Below are 18,404 nucleotides of genomic sequence, written 5' to 3' on the forward strand. Positions count from 1 at the left end.
GGTCTCCGCCCCCCCGGGGGGGGGGGGGGGCCTCGGGTGTTGGGCCCCGGCCCCCCCCCGCCGCGTCGTACGGGCTCGCTCGTCCCACGGGTCCCGCCGTGCGGTTCGCACTACCGGGCTCGCACTACCGGGCTCGCACTACCGGGTTCGCGGTGCGGGGTCCCGGGGCGGGGGCGGCGCCCGGGGTCAGGCCTTGGCCCGCAGGCCGCCGAGGACGAGCTTCCAGACCGCGGCGAAGCGCGCGTCCGCGGCCGGCTCGGACCAGGTGGCCGCGAAGGCCGGGTCGTGGAAGGGGGCGGTGGCGTCGAAGACGGCGCGCGCGGTGGTGAGGATGTGCGCGGGCTTGAACTCCTTGCGCTCCACCCCGTCCTGGAAGATCTCGCCGATCTGCTGGACCAGGGTCTCGATGTGCGCGTCCACGACGGTGCTGTTCTCCTCGGCCAGCACCAGGTAGGTGGCGAACAGCTCCGGGTCGTCCAGCGCCTTCTTCCGCTTGGCCGCGAACAGCTTGGTCAGCCACTTCTCGAGGCGCTCGGTGGCGTTGCCGGGCTCGTTCTTGACGGCCGTCAGGTCGTGGTGGGCCTGGTCGAGCCAGCGCTGGGTGACCGCCTCGCGCAGGGCCGCCTTGCTGGGGAAGTGGCGGTAGACGCTGCTGTGGCTGACGCCGATCTCCCGGGCGACGTCCACGACCGTGGCCTTGGCCGGGCCGAACCGCCGGAGGACTTCCTCCGCCGTGCTCAGGATCTGCTCGGCGGTGAGTGCGGTGTCCGTGGTCACGGGGTCGTCCTTAGGGTCGTGGGGTCAGGGTGCTGCGGAGGGTTTCCGCTGGTCAGCGTCGATTCGGTCAGCGCTCGCTGTCCAGGCGCGCCATCTGGGCGGCAGCGTACCGGTCGCCCGCCGCGGCGCCGGCGGGGACGGCGGCCTCGATGGCGGTGAGGTCGGCCGGGGTGAGCGTCACGTCCAGGGCGCCGAGGGCCTCGGTCAGGCGGTCCCGGCGGCGGGCACCGATCAGCGGGACGATGTCCTCGCCGCGGGAGGCCACCCAGGCGATGGCGACCTGGGCGACGCTCGCCCCCTTCGCGTCGGCGACCGTGCGCAGGGCCTCGACCAGGGCGAGGTTGTGGGCCAGGTTCTCGCCCTGGAAGCGCGGGCTGGCGCCGCGGAAGTCGGTGTCGGCGAGCGGGCGGTCCGGGCTCCAGTGGCCGCTGAGCAGGCCGCGGGAGAGCACGCCGTAGGCGGTGATGCCGATGCCGAGCTCCCGGGCGGCGGGCAGGACGGCGGCCTCGATCGATCGGGTGAGCAGCGAGTACTCGATCTGCAGGTCACTGATCGGGTGGACGGCGGCGGCGCGGCGGAGCGTGTCGGCGCCGACCTCGGACAGGCCGATGTGGCGGACGTAGCCGGCCTTGACCAGGTCCGCGATGGCGCCGACGGTCTCCTCGATCGGGACGGCCGGGTCGAGGCGGGCCGGACGGTAGACGTCGATGTGGTCGGTGCGCAGACGGCGCAGGGTGTAGGCGAGCGCGGTCTTGGTGGCGGCCGGGGTGGTGGTGTAGCCGAGCCACTGGCCGGCCGGGTCGCGCTGGGCGCCGAACTTCACGCTGATCTGGACGCTCTCGCGGTCGCGGCCGCGCAGGGCCTCGTGGATCAACAGCTCGTTGTGGCCCATTCCGTAGAAGTCGCCGGTGTCGAGGAGGGTGATCCCGGCGTCCAGGGCGGCGTGAACGGTGGCGATGCTCTCGGCCTCGTCGGCCGGGCCGTAGAGGTCGGACATGCCCATGCAGCCGAGACCGACGGTGGAGGTGAGCGGTCCCGAGGTGCCGAGGGTGCGCTGGGCGGGGCGGGCGGGCGAGGTCATGGGGGTGCTCCAGGGACGGGTGCCGTGCCGGATGGCGGGGGCAGTGTGACCCGGGTCTCACTATGGCACGACAGCGAACAGAATTCAAAATCTGTTCGCTGTCTTTTGTCATCTGTTCGCGGCGGTCCCGGAGGTGCGCCGCCGGCGGTGGACGTCGGGCCCCGGGGGCTGTGGGTGGGAGCCCCGGGGGCTCTGGTCGCCCGCCTAGGAGTACGGCCCCGGCAGGCGCAGCAGGTGGGCCCGAGCGGGCGGCAGGTTGCGCCACACCGTGCGCTCGCCCAGTCCGTACGTGGCCTCGAAGCGCCGCAGCAGTCGCACCACCGCACGGTGGCGGGCGCCCCGGCGGGGGCCCGAGACGAGGGTGCGGGCCGTCGTCGTGCCGAGGTAGCCGAAGTAGGTCAGCTCGCCCCCGGGGGTCAGCAGGCGGAGGTAGAGGTCGAGGATGGCGCGGACCCGGGCCGGCTCGAAGTTGGTGAACGGCAGCCCGGAGACGATCACGTCGTACCGCTCGCCGTCGGCCCCCTGGCCGGTGCCGGCCTCCTTTCCGGTGTCGTCGTGCTGTCCGGTGTCCGTTGTCCCGGCCGCCTCCGGCAGTTCCTCCACCCGGCAGGCCGACAGCCGCAGTCCCACCCCCGCGGGGCGCGCGGCCAGCACCGGGTCCTCCCGCAGCCGGTCGGCGAACCGCGGGTTCGCCTCGACCACGTGCAGCCGGTCGCCCGGGCGCAGCACCCGGGCCAGGCGACGGGTCACCACCCCCGTCCCGGCGCCGACCTCCAGCACCGAGATCGGCCGGTTCGGCCGACTGGTGACCGGGACCACCAGTGCGCTCACCAGATCCGGCCCGCTCGGCGCCAGCGCACCGGTGTCGTGGAAGGTGCGCAGCGCCTCGGCGAGGAACAGCAGGCGGTCCCCACCGTGCGGTGAACCGTGCGAACTGCCGTGCTGTGGGAGGTGATCCGGGCGGAGGTGCAGCTGTTCGGTCGTCATGCCGTCGATGCTAGGGAGTCGACGGACGCACGGGATCGGCCGGTGAGCGGCGCCGACCCCCGACCAAAGTCGAGGGTGCGGCTGTCCGGGAGGAGGGGGTGCGGGCCGCCGCCCGCCCGTAGCATCGGGCGGACGGCGGCGGACGGCGGCGAGGTGCCGGGGCGGACGCGACCTGAGCGGCCGGGTCGCAGCCGGGCATGAGCCGGTCGGGCAGGAGCCGGGCGGGAGTTGGGCGGGAGTTGGGCGGGGCCGGACGGGAGGAGCCCGATGCGCACAGGTCTGCTCGGATGGTACGGGCCGGAGCACCGGCCGTGGGCCGACACCCTGTTGCTGCTCGGCATCCTCGCCCTCGCTGCTGAGGAGGGCCTCTTCCAGTGGCTGCACATCGACGGTCCGCTGCGCTGGCCCCGGACGGCGGTGGCGGCGCTCGCGGCCCTGTCCCTGCTGTTCATCCGCCGCCATCCCGTCGTCTCGGCCGTCCTGCCGGTGCTCACCGGCGGCCTGTTCAACCGGGCCTTCCCCGGCCTGTTCAGCGTCTTCCACCTCGCGTTCCTCGGCCGGACCGGCCCGGCGGCGGTCGGTGGTGCGGTGATCGCCGTGGTGAGCGCGACCAGGGCGGATTCGCTGGTCGGCTGGGCCGGCAGCACCGGCTCCCAACTCCTCGTCCAGGCCGCCGCGCTGTCCTTCGGGCTGTGGCTGCACGGTCGCCGGATGCTGATCCGCACGCTGCACGCCCAGGTCGAAACCCTGCGCCGGGAGCGGGAGTTGCGCGCCGAACAGGCCCGCTCCGCCGAACGGGCCCGGATCGCACGGGAGATGCACGACGTGCTCGCCCACCGGCTGAGCCTGCTGGTGCTGCACGCCGGGGTGCTGCGTGACCAGGCCCTGGCCGGGACCGTCGCCGCCGACCCGGAGCGGCTCACCCACCGGCTCGAACTCCTGCGCACCACCGCCGCCCGCTCGCTCGACGACCTCCGGGACGTCCTGGGCGCCCTGCGCGCCGACCCGTCGGAGTCGCCCGTCGCGGTGGGGCTGCCGGGCGCATCGGGGGTGCCGCGGGCGGCAGGGTCGGCCGCCGTCGAGGCCCGGCTGCCCGCGCCGTCCCGGCCACCGGAACCGCCCGGACCGCTCGGCCCGGCGCGCGTCCCGGCACCCGCGCTGCGCGACCTCACCGAACTCGTCGACGAGGCCCGCCAGGCCGGACAGCAGGTCGAACTCTCCCTCTCCGGCGACCCGGAGGCCGTGCCGACCACCCACCGGCTCGCCGTGCACCGGGTCGTCCAGGAGGCGTTGACCAACGCCCGCAAGCACGCGACCGCCGCGCCCGTCACCGTCCGGGTCGGTTACGGCGGCCCGGCGACCACCGTCGAGATCCGCAACGGGTCCGGCCCGGCCTCGCCGAACGGTTCCGAAGGAGGCGGCGGTGGCGAGTACGGGCAGGGCGGTGGCGGTGGCGGTGGCGGTGGCGGGTACGGGCAGGGCGGAGGCGGTGGGTACGGGCTGGTGGGGCTCCGTGAACGGGTCGGTGCGCTCGGCGGGCACCTGGACGCGGGGCCGGACGGCGCCGGCGGCTTCCGGGTCTCGGCCCGGTTGCCCACGCCGGACCGGCCACCGCAGACGGTGCCGCCGCCGGGGGCCGCGTCGGCCGCCGCCCTTGTCCCCACCGCCGCCGACGACTTGAGTTCGCAGCCGAAGGACCCCGATCCGACGGGCGTCGATCCCAGGCGCCCTGATCCGAAGCACCAGCCCCCGCAGCCGAAGGACGCCGCATGATCCGCACGATGGTGGTCGACGACGACGCACTGGTGCGCCTCGGCCTGGTCGACCTCCTCGCCCAGGACCCGGCGCTGACCGTGGTCGCCGAGGCCGCCGACGGACTGCAGGCCGTCGAGCTCGCCCGGGGCCGACGGATCGACGTCGCGCTGATGGACATCCGGATGCCCCGGCTCGACGGGATCGCCGCCACCCGGCGGCTGCGCCAACTCCCCGACGCCCCGCGGGTCATCGCGCTCACCACCTTCGACCTGGACGAGTACGTGTACCAGGCGCTCGCCGCCGGGGCCGACGGCTTCCTGCTCAAGGACACCCCGCCCGCCGAGATCGCCCGGGCCGTCCACGTGGTCGCGGCCGGTCAGGGGATGCTGCACCCCGCCGCCGCCCGGCGGCTGATCGACCGGTACCACCAGGTCGGTGCGCCCCGGGCGGTCGCCGCCCGCAGCCGGATCGCCGGGCTCACCCCGCGGGAGACCGACGTGCTGCGCGAGGTCGCCGACGGGCTGTCCAACGCCGAGATCGCGGGCGTGCTGGGGATGCGGGAGAGCACCGTCAAGGCGCACGTCAGCCGGATCCTGACCTCCCTCGGAGTGGCCAACCGGGTCCAGGCGGCCCTGCTCGCACGGGATGCGGGGCTGGTCGGGGACGGCGCCTGACGGTGGGCGCTCGGGAGGGCAGGGCGGGGCGCACCGTCGGACGGTGTTCATACGGATGTTCCCCGGCCGTCGGTTCGGGCCGGGCCGCGGGCTTCCCTGAGCCGTCGCGTGCCTCCGGTTCGTACCGCCCGCTGAGCCGTTGTCACCCATCCGGCGTGGAAATGCCGTGCCTTGGCGACTTGCGCTGCCGAACGCGGGCGGCGGGTCCATGGTGGAGATGGGTGCGATCCGGCGACCGCGCCCGCGCGTCGATCCGGGCCCGGCCCGTCGGGCGTCCGCCGCTTCCGCCGACGGCCGCCCGAAACCGGGGCCCGTACCGGCACGCTGGGAACAGGGCCACCTCGCAGGAAACCGAACGGTTCTTCTAGGCTCACATCTCGGCTTCCCTGCGACGGTCCGGCCACTGCGCCCGTCACGAGGAGGCCGCCGTCCACGGGGCTCCGGGCGGACCGGGGCCACCGGATCGAGCGAGGAGGACGCAATGCCAAGCACGCCGCCCAGCCGTTCCACCGCACTTGGGCCAGACGGGCCGTTCCGACGGGCCGTCGACCATCCCGGCCGACCGGTGCGGTCCGGCCGGGTCTGGTCCCCGGGCGGGGGCGGTCGGCCGGTCCGGCCGCTGAATATCGGCTGCGGCCGCGGAGGCGAGCGTTGAGTCCCCAGATCGTCGGGGCGCCGGCCGCGCCGGGTGCCGCTGCGGAGCCCGGACGGGTGCCGGTGACCGTTCCCGCCGCCGTGGACGGTGCGGCCCTGGGCGTGGCCCCGGGCGCTGCCGGCGGTCCGGCCGCCGTCGGTTCGCCCGCTCCCGTTCCTGCCGCTGCCCCTGCCGCCACGGCTGCCGCCGCGACCGCCACCACGGCTGTCACCGGTGCGTCTGCCAGGGGCGTCACCGCTCCGGTCGACCCGACCGCCGGCTCCAAGGCCGCGCGCGTCAACTCCACCGCTGCTGCGGCCCGCTCCACCGCTGCGGCCCGCTCCACCACCGCGACCGCGGGTTCGACCGCTGCCGCGAGTGCGGGTCCGACCGTCGGCCCGGCCGTGGGTTCGACCGCCGGTTCGCCCGCCGCCGCGGTGACCGCCTCCGCTACCACCGCGGCCCTGCCCGGACTGCCGCAGGCGCTCAGCACCCGGGCCCGCACCCTGGCCGGTGCCGTCCGGCGGCGCTGCACGGAACTGGCCGGGATCGAGTCGCCGAGCGGCGACGCCCCCAGACTCGACGCGCTCGCGGAGGAGTTGGCGGCCGGCTTCCGGGCCACCGGGGCCACCGCCCGCCGTGAACCCGGGCCGGCCGGCGACCACCTGGTGCTGGAGTGGGAGGGGCGGGACGAGACCCTGCCGCACCTGCTGATCGTCGGCCACCACGACACCGTCTGGCCGGTCGGCACCCTGGCGGACTGGCCGGTGACCGAGCAGGACGGGCGGCTCACCGGGCCCGGCGTCGTCGACATGAAGGGGGGACTCGCGATCCTGGAGGGCGCGTTGGCGCTGCTCGCGGATCTGGGGCAGCGGCCGCACCGCACCGTGCGGCTGGTGGTGGTCTCCGACGAGGAGGTCGGCAGCCCGGACGGGCGGAGCCTGGTCGAGCGCCAACTGCGCGGTGCGGCGGCGGTGCTGGGGTTGGAACCGCCGCATCCGGACGGGCGACTGAAGACCGCGCGGCGCGGCAGCACCCGGGTGCGGCTCACCGTCACCGGGCGGGAGGCTCACGCGGGCAACGACGCCCACGACGGGGTGTCGGCGGTGGACGAGCTGGTCGATCAGCTGGTGCTGGTCCGCGGCCTCGCCGGTCAGCCCGGCACCGAGCTCAACGCCGGTCGGATCAGCGGGGGTTCGCGGGCGAACGTGATCGCCGGACGGGCCGAGGCGGAGCTCGGCCTGCGCTTCTCCACCGCCGAGGCGCAGCGCCGTACGCTCGACAACCTGGCCCGGCTGACCGCGTTGCGACCGGGGGCACGGGTGCGGACGGAGGTGCTGTCCAGCCGCCCGGCCTGGCCCGAGCGGACCGGCAACCCCCTGCTGCGGCACGTGCGTTCGCTCGCCGCGGTGCTCGGGCAGCAGCTGGACGGCGCCCCGGCGGGCGGCGCCGGGGACACCAACCTGCCGGGCTCGCGCGGGCTGCCGACGCTGGACGGCTTCGGCGCGGTGGGAGCCGGGGCCCACGCCCGGCACGAGTACATCCGGCTGGATCAGCTCGCACCGCGGATCGCCCTGCTGGCGGCGCTGCTCGCCGTGCCGCTGCCGCGGCTGCGGGATCGTGGTGAGGGGTGAGCCGGGGCGGGCGAGGAGCCGTGTCGGCAGCTGACGGGTAACGGCTGACGGAAGACGGGCGACGGCTGACAGATAACAGGTAACAGATAACAGCTGACAGATTTCAGATTCTGTCAGCTGTTATCTGTTTTTTGTTCTCCGGCGTCGGGCCCGCGCGCCGGCCATCCCTTGCCATCCCTCCGCCTCGCCGCGCAGAATGGTACCGACCGAACGGTCAGTCGGTAGCGAAGGCGTGAAAGGGGACCGCGGTGACAGCAGAGGTGGCCGAGGCGGTCCCGGTGCAGCCGCCCGAGGACCGGTTCGACGCGGTGATCGCCGCCGAGCAGCGGATCGAGCCCAGGGACTGGATGCCGGACGCCTACCGGGCCACCCTGATCCGCCAGATCGCCCAGCACGCCCACTCCGAGATCATCGGCATGCAGCCCGAGGGCAACTGGCTGACCCGGGCCCCGTCGCTGCGCCGCAAGGCCATCCTGCTGGCCAAGGCCCAGGACGAGGCGGGCCACGGCCTCTACCTGTACGCGGCTGCCGAGACCCTCGGCGTCGACCGCGCCGAGCTCACCGAGAAGCTGATCAGCGGCCGCCAGAAGTACTCCTCGATCTTCAACTACCCGACCCTCACCTTCGCCGACGTCGGTGTGATCGGCTGGCTGGTGGACGGCGCCGCGATCTGCAACCAGGTCCCGCTCTGCCGGTGCAGCTACGGTCCGTACGCCCGCGCGATGGTGCGGATCTGCAAGGAGGAGTCCTTCCACCAGCGCCAGGGCTACGAACTCCTGATGACGCTGATGCGCGGCACCGAAGGCCAGCGCCGGATGGTCCAGGACGCCGTCGACCGCTGGTGGTGGCCGTCGCTGATGATGTTCGGCCCGCCGGACGCGGACTCCCCGAACACCGCCCGCTCGATGGCCTGGCGGATCAAGCGCCACACCAACGACGAGCTCCGGCAGCGCTTCGTCGACATGACCGTCCCGCAGGCCGAGCACCTGGGCGTCACCCTCCCCGATCCCGCACTGCGCTGGAACGAGGAGCGCGGCGGCTGGGACTTCGGCGAGCCGGACTGGTCCGAGCTGACCAGGGTCATCCAGGGCCGGGGCCCGTGCAACACCCAGCGGATCGACCGCCGCCGGGCGGCTCACGAGGACGGCGCCTGGGTGCGCGAGGCGGCCGTCGCCTACGCCGCCAAGCGCGCCGCCGAAGAAGCCGAGGAACAGGAGAACGGAAAGTGACCGAGCACGTCCCCGGGTCCCAGCCGCAGGCGCAGTCCCGCCCCCAGCCCCGCCCCCAGTCCCAGTCCGCTCAGGGGTCCAGGGCCGGCTGGCCGCTGTACGAGGTGTTCGTGCGCCCCCGGCGCGGCCTGAACCACGTCCACGTCGGCTCCCTGCACGCCGCCGACGACCGGATGGCGCTGCTCGCCGCCCGGGACCTGTACACCCGCCGCAACGAGGGCGTCAGCCTCTGGGTGGTCCGCTCGGACGCGATCACCGCCTCCACCCCGGACGAGCGCGACCCGTTCTTCGAGCCCAGCGGCGACAAGGTCTACCGCCACCCGACCTTCTACGACATCCCCGAGGATGTCCCGCACATCTGACGGGGGAACCACCGTGCCCGACCACACCACGCCCGCCGCGTCCGCCGCTTCCACTGCGCCTGCCGGATCCGCCGGATCCGCCGGATCCGCGGCCGAGGACGACCACGTCTACCTCAGCCTCGCCGGAGCCACCCCCGGCCCGGAGGGCGAGGGCCGCTGGGCGTACGGCACCGGCTTCGCCGACCCGCTGCTCGGCGTGGACACCACGCTGCCCGCGGGCCTGGACGGCGCCGACCTCGCCGCCTACTGCCAGATGCTCGGCGACGACGCCCTGGTGCTCTCCCAGCGGCTGATCGAGTGGTGCACCCGGGCGCCCGAGCTGGAGGAGGAGGTCGCGCTCGCCAACCTCGGCCTCGACCTGCTCGGCCAGGCCCGGCTGCTGCTCACCCGGGCCGGTCAGGCGGACGGCTCCGGCCGCACCGAGGACGACCTGGCGTACTGGCGGGAGGACCACGAGTTCCGCAACGTCCGGCTGGTGGAGACCCCGAACGGGGACTTCGCCCACGCGGTCGCCCGGCTGCTGCTGTTCGCCACCGCCCGCGGCGCGCTGTACGAGGCGCTGGCCGCGCACCCGGACCCGGTGCTGGCCGCGGTCGCCATCCGGGGCGTCAAGGAGCTGGCCTACCACCGCGAGTACGCCACCGCCTGGACGCTGCGGCTCGGCGACGGCACGCCGTACTCGGCGGAGCGGATGCAGGCGGGGCTGGACGCGGTCTGGCCGCTGCTGGACGAGCTGTTCACCGGCCACCCGGTCGAGCTGCGGGTCGGGATCGACCCGGCGCCGCTGCGCGAACCGGTGCTGCGCGAGCTCGCCGCCGTCATCGCCGAGGCCGGGCTGACCGTGCCGGACGTCCCGCCGCTGGCCACCGTGCTGGGCCGGGCGGGCCGCGACGGCGTGCACACCGAGGCGCTCGGCCCGCTGCTCGCCGAGCTCCAGGTGGTGGCCCGCGCCCACCCGGGGGCGACGTGGTGACCGGCACCGCGGGCACCCTCCGCGATCGGGCCTGGGAGGTCGCCGCGGCCGTCCCGGACCCGGAACTGCCCATGCTCACCCTGGCCGACCTGGGCGTGCTGGCGGAGGTCGAGGTGGACGCGGCCGGCGGCACCGTGACCGCCTGGCTGACCCCGACCTACTCGGGCTGCCCGGCCGTCGCGGAGATGGCCGCCGACGTCGACCGCCGGCTGCGCGCCGCCGGCTACCCGGACGTCCGGGTGCGGCTGCGGCTGGACCCGCCGTGGTCCACCGACCTGATCACCGCCGAGGGCCGTCGCAAGCTCGCCGGGGCGGGCATCGCCCCGCCGCGCCCGACCTCGGCCGTCGCCCCGCCGCGCCCGACCTCGGCCGTCGCCCGGCCACGCCCGACCTCGGCCGTCGCCCCCGGGCCCGGCCCGGTCGCGCTCACCCTCGGACCCACCCGTACCGGCGCCGCGGCCCCCGTGGCCTGCCCGCAGTGCGGCGGCACCGACACGGAGGAGCTGTCCCGTTTCGGCTCCACCGCCTGCAAGGCGCTCTGGCGCTGCCGCGCCTGCCGCGAGCCGTTCGAACGCGTCAAGGAGATCTGAATGCCCGCCGCGACCCCTGTGACGGACCCGGATGCCGTCCGCCCCGCCCGCCGCCCGGCCTTCCACCGGCTGCCGATCGACCGGGTGGAGCGGCTCTGCGAGGACGCCGTGGCGGTGACCTTCGCGGTACCGGACGGCTTGGCGGCCGCCTACGCGTTCCGGCCCGGGCAGACCCTGACCCTGCGCAAGGTGGTGGACGGCGTCGACGAGCGCCGCTCGTACTCGATCTGCGCCCCCGTCGGCGGGCCGCTGCGGATCGCGGTCCGGGAGGTGCCCGGCGGGCTGTTCTCCCGGTGGCTGGTGCGCGAGGCGCGGCCCGGCGACGAGGTCGAGGTGCTGACCCCGTCCGGCCTGTTCACCCCCGAACTGGGCGTCCCCGCCGACCACGTGCTGCTCGCGGCCGGCTCCGGCATCACCCCGATGCTGTCGATCGCCGCCTCCGTGCTGGCCGCCGACCGCCGCTCCACCGTCACCCTGCTCTACGGCAACCGGCGCAGCGACACCGTCATGTTCGCGGACGAGCTGGCCGACCTGAAGGACCGCTACCTGGGCCGCTTCCAACTGGTCCACGTGCTGTCCCGGGAGACCAGGGACGCCGAGCTGCTCAGCGGACGGCTGGACCCGGAGCGGGTCCGGGCGCTGCTGGCGGCGCTGGTGGACGTCGGCGGCGTCGGGCACTGGTGGCTGTGCGGCCCGTTCGGCATGGTCGCCGGGGCGAAGGAACTGCTCGCCGAACTGGAGGTGCCGGGCGAGCGGGTGCACCAGGAGCTCTTCCACGCCGAGGACGAGCCGCTCGCCGAGCGCGACGAGGACCGGGACGGCGCGGACGCCGCCGCCGGGCGCGCACCCGGTGAGCGCAGCGAGGTCACCGTCGTCCTGGACGGGCGCGGCAGCACCCTCACCCTCCCGCGCGACCGCTCGATCCTGGACGGTGCCCAGCGCTCCCGCCCGGACCTGCCGTTCGCCTGCAAGGGCGGGGTCTGCGGCACCTGCCGGGCCCTGGTCACGGAGGGGGAGGTGGAGATGCGGCGCAACTTCGCGCTGGAGGAGAAGGAGCTGGCGGCGGGCTACGTGCTCACCTGCCAGGCCCGCCCGGTCACCGAGCGGGTCACCGTCGACTACGACCGCTGAACGGCCGACCCGCCGCCCGCTCAGACCGTGGCCGGTTCCCGTGCCGGGGTCGGCCTGTCCGTTGAGCCCGTCGCCGCGTCCGTCCCGTCCGTCCCGTCCACCGTGTTTGCCGCGTCCGTCCGGCGCGTCCCGTCCGCCGCGTTCGTCTCGTCCGTCCGGCGCGTCGCCGGGTCCCCGAGCAGTTCGACCAGGTCGTTGACGGCGGCGCGGCCGGCCCGGTTGGCGCCGACGGTGCTGGCGGACGGGCCGTAGCCGACCAGGTGGACGCGCGGGTCGGCGGTGGCGCGGGTACCGGTGAGCGCGATCCCGCCGCCGGGGGAGCGCAGGCCGAGCGGGGCGAGGTGGCCGACCTCGGGGCGGAAGCCGGTCGCCCAGACGATCGCGTCCACCGGCAGCTCCTCGTCGCCCCAGACCGCTCCGCGCTCGGTGAGCCGGTCGAACATCGGCCGCCGGCGCAGCGCGCCCAACTCCTCCGCGCGGCGGTAGGCGACGGACGGGCCGAGGCCGGTCACGCTCACCACGCTGCGCACCGGCAGGCCCTGGCGCACCCGCTCCTCGACCTTGGCCACCACCGCGCGCCCGAACTCGGGGGTGAACGGGCCCTCGTGGTAGACGGGTTCGGAGCGGGTGGCCCAGACCGTCTCGCCGACCGCGGCCACCTCCGACAGCACCTGGATCGCCGAGGCGCCGCCACCGACCACCAGGACGCGCTTGCCCGCGAACTCCTCGGGGCCGCGGTACTCGGCGTAGTGCAGCTGGCGGCCGCCGAAGCGGCCGGGGTAGTGGGGGAGGAAGGGGCGGGTCCAGGTACCGGTGGCGTTGATCAGCGCGCGGGTGGACCAGGTGCCGCGGTCGGTCTCGACCAGCAGCCGGGAATCGGGGCGCTCGGACTCGGCGCGCACGGCGCGGACCGCGACCGGGCGCACGACCGGGAGCGCGTGCCGGGCCTCGTACGCCGCGAAGTACCCCGGCACCACCTCGCGCGCGCGGGCCTCGGGGTCGACCGCCGGGAGCTCGGCGTCCGGCAGGTCGTGGAAACCGTGCACGGTGGCCATCCGCAGGGACGGCGAGCGGTGCGCCCAGGCACCGCCGGGACCGGCGTCGGCGTCGAGCACCACGAAGCCGCCGTCCCGGCCCTCCCGGTAGGGGGCGAAGCCGCGGCGGCGGAGGTGGTAGGCGGCGGACAGTCCTGCCTGTCCGGCGCCCACCACCAGGACGTCCACCAGGACGTCCGCGCGTCGCTGACCGGCCGTGTTGGTTGCACCGTAAACAGTCACGCACGTGAAACATCGGGGGGGCCGGTGCCTGTTCCCGCACCGGGGCGGTCGCCGGGGTGGGCGCCGGGTGAGTACGGGGTGGGCGCCGGGAGAGGTGTCGGGCGGCGCGTCAGCCGACGCGGGAGATCACCGCGGCGGTGCCGTACGCGCAGACCTCGGTGCCGACGTCCGCCGCCTCCGTCACGTCGAAGCGCATCATCAGGACCGCGTTGCCGCCGCGCGCCTTGGTCTGCTCGATCAGCCGCTGCATCGCCTCGTTGCGGCTCTCGACCAGGGTCTTCGTCAGACCCCGCAGCTCGCCGCCGATCAGCGACTTCAGTCCGGCGCCGATCTGGCTGCCGATGTGACGGCTGCGCACGGTCAGCCCGAAGACCTCGCCGATCACGTGGTCGACCCGGTAACCGGGGATGTCGTTGGTGGTCACGACCATGACGTCGGCGTTCGGGCCCTGCCCGCCGCCGTACTCGTTGATGTCAGCCATGGGCCCCATCCTGCCGGTGTCGTACGTCCGAGTGACAGAGGCGCGGCCGGGCGGTGGCCGAGAAGCTCTCCGGAAGCTGGTCCAGACCGGTGATCGGGCGGCGGAAAGGCCGTACCGTAGCCCCATGGGCGAGCGAAGCGATCATCCGCAGGGGCCGGGCGCGGCGGAGTACTCCGGCGCGCCGGAGATCGAGGCGACGGTGGTGCTGGGCCTGCGGATCACCGACTGGCCGGCGCTGCGCGCGGCCGCGATCAGGGCCGTCGAGGAACTGGACTTCGACGGCGTCGACCCGGCCGGCCAGCGCCGCGAACTGCTGCGCGAGGTGGCCGAGGACGCCAACGCGGCGCTCGGTGCGCTGCTCCACCCGGACCGGCTGGTGGCCGCGATCCCCGGGGTCGAGGCGCTCGGCGGCACGCTGGAGATCAGCGTCACCGAGGACTTCACCCCGGACTTCGGCGAACTGTTCCCGCTGGACGGCGAGGACGAGGACGGCGGCGCGGGCACGGACTGGACCCTCACCCCGCGCACCGCGTGCCTGCTGCACGCCCAGCTGCTCGGCCTCGCCGACGCCGGCTACGACGACCTCGACGAGCACGGCGACGACCCGGTGGTCGACGGCGAGGACGTGGACTGGACGGTCTTCGCCCGGCTTCCCCAGCGCACCTGGCGGCTGCACCGCGGCTGGCGGCGCACCATGGCCCGCGCCTTCGACGACCTGGCCGACGACCTGGCGCTCGGCGAGTGGCCGCTGCCCCGCTGCCTGGCCGAGGAGATCGCGCTCCGGATGGCCCTGGTGGACGCCCGGGCCCTGCTGGGGTCCCAGCCCGAGTCGGTCGCCGACATGATGGGCGACCTGCCGGCCGACTTGTACGACTACGACTGGGACGGCTGCCACGACGAGCTCTTCGGCGTGTACGGGCCGGACGACGGCGACCCGGAACTCGCCGCCGAGCAGCGCACCGAACTGCTGCTGGCCGCCACGCATCCGGAGGGCTGGTTCCTGATGTACGAGGACGCGGAGGAGCGGGACCCGCAGCGCGGGTACCGGCGCTGAGCGGGCGTCGGCCGGGGAGGGGCGGCTACGCTGCCGACATGTCCGATGTGTCTGGTGTGCGAGGTGTGCCCTCGGGGGATCCGGGTTCGGAGTCGGGTTCGGAGTCGGATTCGGGGTCCGGGTCGCACCCGGACCCGGGGTCGGACGAGTCGGCGCTGGGGCGGATCGCGCTCGGGCTGGACGGCGTGCGGGCGGCGCAGCGCGGGCGGACCGCCGAGGCGCGGTCCAGCTTCGAGACCCTGTGGGAGGAGCTGGGGGAGCGGGACGTCTTCCACCGCTGCGTCCTGGCGCACTATCTGGCCGACCTCCAGGACGACCCCCGGGCCGAACTGGAGTGGGACCGGAGGGCCCTCGCGGCGGCCGACTCGCTGACCGCCGAACGCGCCGAGACCTATGAGTCGGCCCTCCAGGTGCGGGCCTTCTACCCCTCGCTGCACCTCAATCTGGCCTCCGACCACCTCAAGCTCGGCGAGCCCGACCTCGCCCGCGAGCAGCTCGAACGGGCGGTGCGGAGCCTGGACGAGCTGCCGGAGGACGCGTACAGCGCGGGGATCCGGGCGGCGGTGGACGAACTGCGGCAGCGGCTGCGCTGAGCCCGACCGGCGAGGCGGGGCGGGCCCGGGGCCGGGCCGGGCCGGGACGCGGCGGGTGCGGCTGGCATGCTGGACGGGTGACTTCTCCGTTCGACGCCCCGGCCCCCGTTTCCGACCCTGACGACGTTCCCGGTCCCGAGGACCGCGACGCGCGGCCGCAGTACGTGCTGCCGCTGGTCGTCCGGCTGGAGCGGGCCACACCGCCCGGACGGACCGACGCGCTGGAGACCTCGGCCCGGGCCGTGCTGACCCTGCTCGCCGATCCCCGGGTGACCGAGGTGGACGGCGAGTGGGCGGAGCGGGTCGCGGCCTGGGAGGACGCCCGGATCCGCAAGGTGGTCCGGCGGGCCCGGGGCGGGGAGTGGCGCCGGGCGGGCGAGCTGCCGGGCATCACCGTGCAGGGTCGCGAGGCCGAGGTGCGGGTCTTCCCGCCGGTCCCGCTGGACGGCTGGCCCAAGGAGCTCGCCAAGCTCCAGGTCTCCGGGACGGACCTGGAGGAGACCACCGAGGTCGAAGCCCCCGGAGCCGGGGTGCCGGTGCTCTGGCTCAACCCCGAACTGGAGATGAGCGCGGGCAAGACGATGGCCCAGACCGGCCACGCGGCGCAGCTCGCCTGGTGGCGGCTGGACGAGGCGCAGCGCAAGGAGTGGGCGGAGTCGGGCTTCGCCCTCGCCGTCCGGACGGCGACGCCGGAGGCCTGGAAGGAACTGGTCCGCAGCGGCCTGCCGGTGGTCCAGGACGCCGGCTTCACGGAGATCGCCCCGGGGCCAACTGTTGCGGTCGAAGGCGGCACGCGCTACTGCCCCATCCCGCGCCTTCGGCGCCCGTGACGCGCCACTCTGCTCCCAGCACGGCAACGTAGCAGGTCAGGCGCGTGTGCCCCCGGCAGTCGCATGCCTCCAGCGGTGGGACCGCCGACCCTGATGCGCGGAAGGCGCTCCTGATGTACAGGCCGACGGGTGCTCATCCACTCGCACCGGCAGGGCGATGAGACCCGCCGCCACGGCGCAGACGGCCGCAGGCGAATCCGGATCCTGTCGTCTGCGCGCGGCGGCCCCGGCCTGCCGGGTCCGCGCGACTCCGGCCGCGCGGACCGAGGACTGATGGCACCGTCCTCGGTCCGGTAGGACCTTCTGCGTACGCTGCCACGGTGAACGAACTTCGTTTTAGGGGTGGGGACGTCAAGGCCGACCGGCGCCGCCTGCTGGTGTCACTGACCATATTCACGATCCAGCTCGCAGCCCTCGTGATGCACGCGGGCTGGGGTCAAGGCGTGTGGATGATCGGTGCGTCGGCCGTGCTGCTGCCGACCGTGATCGCCCTGCTCAGGCGGGGCTGGACCGTGGTGGGAGACGACGGGATCCGGGTCTCCTGGGGGCTGGGACGGGTCCGCAGCTACCCGTGGCGGAAGATCCGCTGGATGGCGGCACAGCACCACCTCCAAGGCGGCACCACCTCCGTGCGGATCACCCTGACGGACGGCCGGCGGCGGACCCTGCCCGGCATCAACAAGAGCTTCGTCTATCCCGATCCGCACTTCGAGTCGAAGCTTGCCCAGATCCGGGCCCGCTGGGAGCGGCAGGACGACGAGTCCTTCCGCCTCGGACCGCCGACGCCAGAGCGGCTCTTGCGGCGACTGCGTGGCGTGTTGCCCGGCATCCTCGCGGGCCTCGGCGCCTTGCTTGCGGTGCCCGCGGCGGTCGGGGCGCTCGATGTCCGCACCGGGCCGAGTGGTTCCTCGGCCGCCGAGGACCAGGCAGCGCTGATCTGGGCGCTCACCGCAACGGTGCTGTTCGCGGCTTGGTGCATCGCCGTCCGGCGGGCCCCGCGCGGACGGTACCCGTGGTGGGCTCCGCTCAGCCTGCCCGGGCTGCTGGCGACCGTGGTGATCGGCAGCCAGGCGGAAGCCTCCAGGGAGTCGATCGACCTGTTGTCGTACTGGCCGGCCGTCGTCGCGCTGCTGCTCGGTCCGGCGCTCGGCTACGCCGTCATCGCGCCGGTCCGGGCAGCCCGCCGCCGGAGGCAGGCCCTGAAGGCATCCTGACGACTGTTCAGGACAATGCCTCGTCGGCGAGGATCGACGCGTGCGCGGTGACGAAATCCGAGACGGAGCCTGCCGGTCCGCCAGTCAGCCCGCCGGGATGCAGTGCGCGAGCGGCGGCCGCCAGCAGCAGGTGGGGGTCGGTGAAGTCGACGGCCCCGAAAGCCGAGTGGACGATGTCGTACTCACCCGCGCAACCGTCCAGGTATTAGGCCACCTCGGCGTGCACCAGGCACGGACGGGGTGCGAGATGGCTGTAGAGGTCGCAGGCCATGGCGTTCTGGGCGGGGGAGGCGTCGACGGCGCCGACCCGGGCAGTACGCCATGGGTAGCGGGATGGGCTGCGTGCCGCGCGGCGCCCGCGCCGAGACCGCCCCGGGAAGCTGCACGGTGATCGCGGAGCACCCGGGGCTGCGGTGACGGGGGAGCACGAACAGATGACAGCAAACAGATGACAGATTTCGAAAGTTGTCCTCTGTTCGCTGTCGTCCGTCGGCTGTCATCTGTTGGGATATGACGTCCCGCACCCTCGGTTCCCCTCCCTCGATCGGGGGAGCGCGGTTTCCCTCCTGTCCGGGAGGTGCGCGTGGGCGCTGTGTTCCAGGATCGGTCGGGCCCGGAGAAGCCGGGCCGATCATGGGAGGACAGCGGATGTACACCCCTGGAATGGCGGCCGCCCGGCCTGCGGCAGCACGCAACACCCAGGCGACGGCGGCCGTGGTGCTGGGCGCGCTCGGCCTGTTCACCTCTTTCGCCGTCGTCGGCGGCCTGTTCGGCGCCGCCGGTCTGGTCACGGGCGCCGTGTCCCTGCGGGTGTCCCGACGCGTCGGCACCGGCCGGGGCCGCGCGCTCGTCGGCCTGCTGCTCTCGCTCGCCGCAATCGCGGTGTCCGTGCTGGCCGCTGCCTTCATCGCCTGGTACGCGAACCACACCCAGGAGTGCTACCGCCCCGACAGCCTCCACCAGTACGTCTCGTGCGTCCGCCGCGACCTCTCGCGGCACTGACCGCGCCAGGACCGCCGGCGAGGAGCAGGTCATCGCCGCGCTCTATTGATGGTCGATCAACTTCTCTTTTCCGGATGCGAATTGATCGATCTCGAGTGTGGCTGGGGCCGGGCTTCTATGCCCGGC

The 18,404-nt window shown here is 74.5% G+C and carries 18 protein-coding genes; 13 read left to right on the forward strand and 5 right to left on the reverse strand.

The genetic code is table 11. The features are described 5' to 3' along the window. Positions 1–186 precede the first annotated feature (186 nt). The 3 genes from AB0O91_RS19180 to AB0O91_RS19190 form a co-directional block, all read right to left on the reverse strand. Positions 187–777 carry a TetR family transcriptional regulator gene (locus AB0O91_RS19180; RefSeq protein WP_363434333.1) on the reverse strand — a complete coding sequence of 197 codons (591 nt, stop codon included), beginning with the start codon at positions 775–777 and terminating at the stop codon, positions 187–189. A gap of 67 nt (positions 778–844) precedes the next feature. Continuing rightward, the gene (locus AB0O91_RS19185; protein ID WP_363434336.1) at positions 845–1,858 is read right to left on the reverse strand and encodes an aldo/keto reductase; all 1,014 of its coding nucleotides are present in this window, start codon (positions 1,856–1,858) and stop codon (positions 845–847) included. 204 nt (positions 1,859–2,062) lie between these two features. Continuing rightward, entirely contained in the window at positions 2,063–2,845 is a 783-nt protein-coding gene (locus tag AB0O91_RS19190) for a hypothetical protein (protein WP_363434339.1), read from the reverse strand. A gap of 267 nt (positions 2,846–3,112) precedes the next feature. Between AB0O91_RS19190 and AB0O91_RS19195 the strand changes: the two genes are divergently transcribed. The 8 genes from AB0O91_RS19195 to paaE all read left to right on the forward strand — a co-directional run bounded on the left by AB0O91_RS19195 (position 3,113) and on the right by paaE (position 11,827). Next, positions 3,113–4,618: a histidine kinase gene (locus tag AB0O91_RS19195; RefSeq protein ID WP_363434342.1), complete on the forward strand. Its 1,506-nt coding sequence runs from the start codon at positions 3,113–3,115 to the stop codon at positions 4,616–4,618. After that, positions 4,615–5,274, forward strand: coding sequence for a response regulator transcription factor (locus tag AB0O91_RS19200; RefSeq protein WP_363434345.1), 660 nt, complete (start codon positions 4,615–4,617; stop codon positions 5,272–5,274). The genes AB0O91_RS19195 and AB0O91_RS19200 overlap by 4 nt, the downstream gene beginning before the upstream one ends. A 651-nt stretch (positions 5,275–5,925) precedes the next feature. Next, positions 5,926–7,542, forward strand: a complete 1,617-nt coding sequence (locus tag AB0O91_RS19205) for a M20 family metallopeptidase (protein ID WP_363434348.1) — start codon at positions 5,926–5,928, stop codon at positions 7,540–7,542. Between the two features lie 248 nt (positions 7,543–7,790). Beyond that, a complete protein-coding gene (paaA, locus tag AB0O91_RS19210; RefSeq protein ID WP_363434351.1) occupies positions 7,791–8,771 on the forward strand; it encodes a 1,2-phenylacetyl-CoA epoxidase subunit PaaA in 981 nt (326 codons plus the stop codon). A gap of 95 nt (positions 8,772–8,866) precedes the next feature. Next, positions 8,867–9,133, forward strand: a complete 267-nt coding sequence (paaB, locus tag AB0O91_RS19215) for a 1,2-phenylacetyl-CoA epoxidase subunit PaaB (RefSeq protein ID WP_220450137.1) — start codon at positions 8,867–8,869, stop codon at positions 9,131–9,133. A gap of 13 nt (positions 9,134–9,146) precedes the next feature. Next, positions 9,147–10,106 carry a 1,2-phenylacetyl-CoA epoxidase subunit PaaC gene (gene paaC / locus AB0O91_RS19220; RefSeq protein ID WP_363434354.1) on the forward strand — a complete coding sequence of 320 codons (960 nt, stop codon included), beginning with the start codon at positions 9,147–9,149 and terminating at the stop codon, positions 10,104–10,106. After that, positions 10,103–10,696, forward strand: coding sequence for a 1,2-phenylacetyl-CoA epoxidase subunit PaaD (gene paaD / locus AB0O91_RS19225; protein ID WP_363434357.1), 594 nt, complete (start codon positions 10,103–10,105; stop codon positions 10,694–10,696). Before paaC ends, paaD begins: the two co-directional genes overlap by 4 nt. After that, complete coding sequence (paaE, locus tag AB0O91_RS19230; protein WP_363434360.1) at positions 10,697–11,827, forward strand: 1,2-phenylacetyl-CoA epoxidase subunit PaaE; 1,131 nt, start codon at positions 10,697–10,699, stop codon at positions 11,825–11,827. 20 nt (positions 11,828–11,847) lie between these two features. Here the strand turns inward: paaE and AB0O91_RS19235 are convergent, their stop codons facing one another. Continuing rightward, positions 11,848–13,104 carry an NAD(P)-binding domain-containing protein gene (locus AB0O91_RS19235; RefSeq protein ID WP_363434363.1) on the reverse strand — a complete coding sequence of 419 codons (1,257 nt, stop codon included), beginning with the start codon at positions 13,102–13,104 and terminating at the stop codon, positions 11,848–11,850. Between the two features lie 109 nt (positions 13,105–13,213). Next, positions 13,214–13,585, reverse strand: coding sequence for a YbjQ family protein (locus tag AB0O91_RS19240; protein ID WP_363434366.1), 372 nt, complete (start codon positions 13,583–13,585; stop codon positions 13,214–13,216). Between the two features lie 124 nt (positions 13,586–13,709). Between AB0O91_RS19240 and AB0O91_RS19245 the strand changes: the two genes are divergently transcribed. The 5 genes from AB0O91_RS19245 to AB0O91_RS19265 all read left to right on the forward strand — a co-directional run bounded on the left by AB0O91_RS19245 (position 13,710) and on the right by AB0O91_RS19265 (position 18,278). Continuing rightward, positions 13,710–14,639, forward strand: a complete 930-nt coding sequence (locus AB0O91_RS19245) for a hypothetical protein (protein ID WP_363434368.1) — start codon at positions 13,710–13,712, stop codon at positions 14,637–14,639. 38 nt (positions 14,640–14,677) lie between these two features. Further along, on the forward strand, positions 14,678–15,232 hold the full coding sequence (locus AB0O91_RS19250) for a hypothetical protein (RefSeq protein WP_363434371.1): 555 nt from the start codon (positions 14,678–14,680) through the stop codon (positions 15,230–15,232). 77 nt (positions 15,233–15,309) lie between these two features. Continuing rightward, positions 15,310–16,062, forward strand: coding sequence for a peptidyl-tRNA hydrolase (locus AB0O91_RS19255; protein ID WP_363434374.1), 753 nt, complete (start codon positions 15,310–15,312; stop codon positions 16,060–16,062). Between the two features lie 320 nt (positions 16,063–16,382). Next, the gene (locus tag AB0O91_RS19260; RefSeq protein WP_363434376.1) at positions 16,383–17,276 is read left to right on the forward strand and encodes a hypothetical protein; all 894 of its coding nucleotides are present in this window, start codon (positions 16,383–16,385) and stop codon (positions 17,274–17,276) included. A 648-nt stretch (positions 17,277–17,924) separates the two neighbouring features. After that, positions 17,925–18,278 (forward strand): DUF4190 domain-containing protein, encoded by a 354-nt coding sequence (locus tag AB0O91_RS19265; RefSeq protein WP_363434379.1) that lies wholly within the window; start codon positions 17,925–17,927, stop codon positions 18,276–18,278. The last annotated feature ends 126 nt before the right edge of the window (positions 18,279–18,404 follow it).

The sequence above is a fragment of the Kitasatospora sp. NPDC089797 genome (assembly GCF_040684795.1).
Lineage (GTDB): Bacteria > Actinomycetota > Actinomycetes > Streptomycetales > Streptomycetaceae > Kitasatospora.

Bases quoted from the DNA above. Each gene is read 5' to 3' on its own strand.
- AB0O91_RS19185 (WP_363434336.1), bottom strand. From the start codon at position 1,858: ATGACCTCGCCCGCCCGCCCCGCCCAGCGCACCCTCGGCACCTCGGGA.
- AB0O91_RS19190 (WP_363434339.1), bottom strand. From the start codon at position 2,845: ATGACGACCGAACAGCTGCACCTCCGCCCGGATCACCTCCCACAGCAC.
- AB0O91_RS19195 (WP_363434342.1), top strand. From the start codon at position 3,113: ATGCGCACAGGTCTGCTCGGATGGTACGGGCCGGAGCACCGGCCGTGG.
- AB0O91_RS19200 (WP_363434345.1), top strand. From the start codon at position 4,615: ATGATCCGCACGATGGTGGTCGACGACGACGCACTGGTGCGCCTCGGC.
- paaE (WP_363434360.1), top strand. From the start codon at position 10,697: ATGCCCGCCGCGACCCCTGTGACGGACCCGGATGCCGTCCGCCCCGCC.
- AB0O91_RS19240 (WP_363434366.1), bottom strand. From the start codon at position 13,585: ATGGCTGACATCAACGAGTACGGCGGCGGGCAGGGCCCGAACGCCGAC.
- AB0O91_RS19245 (WP_363434368.1), top strand. From the start codon at position 13,710: ATGGGCGAGCGAAGCGATCATCCGCAGGGGCCGGGCGCGGCGGAGTAC.
- AB0O91_RS19250 (WP_363434371.1), top strand. From the start codon at position 14,678: ATGTCCGATGTGTCTGGTGTGCGAGGTGTGCCCTCGGGGGATCCGGGT.
- AB0O91_RS19265 (WP_363434379.1), top strand. From the start codon at position 17,925: ATGTACACCCCTGGAATGGCGGCCGCCCGGCCTGCGGCAGCACGCAAC.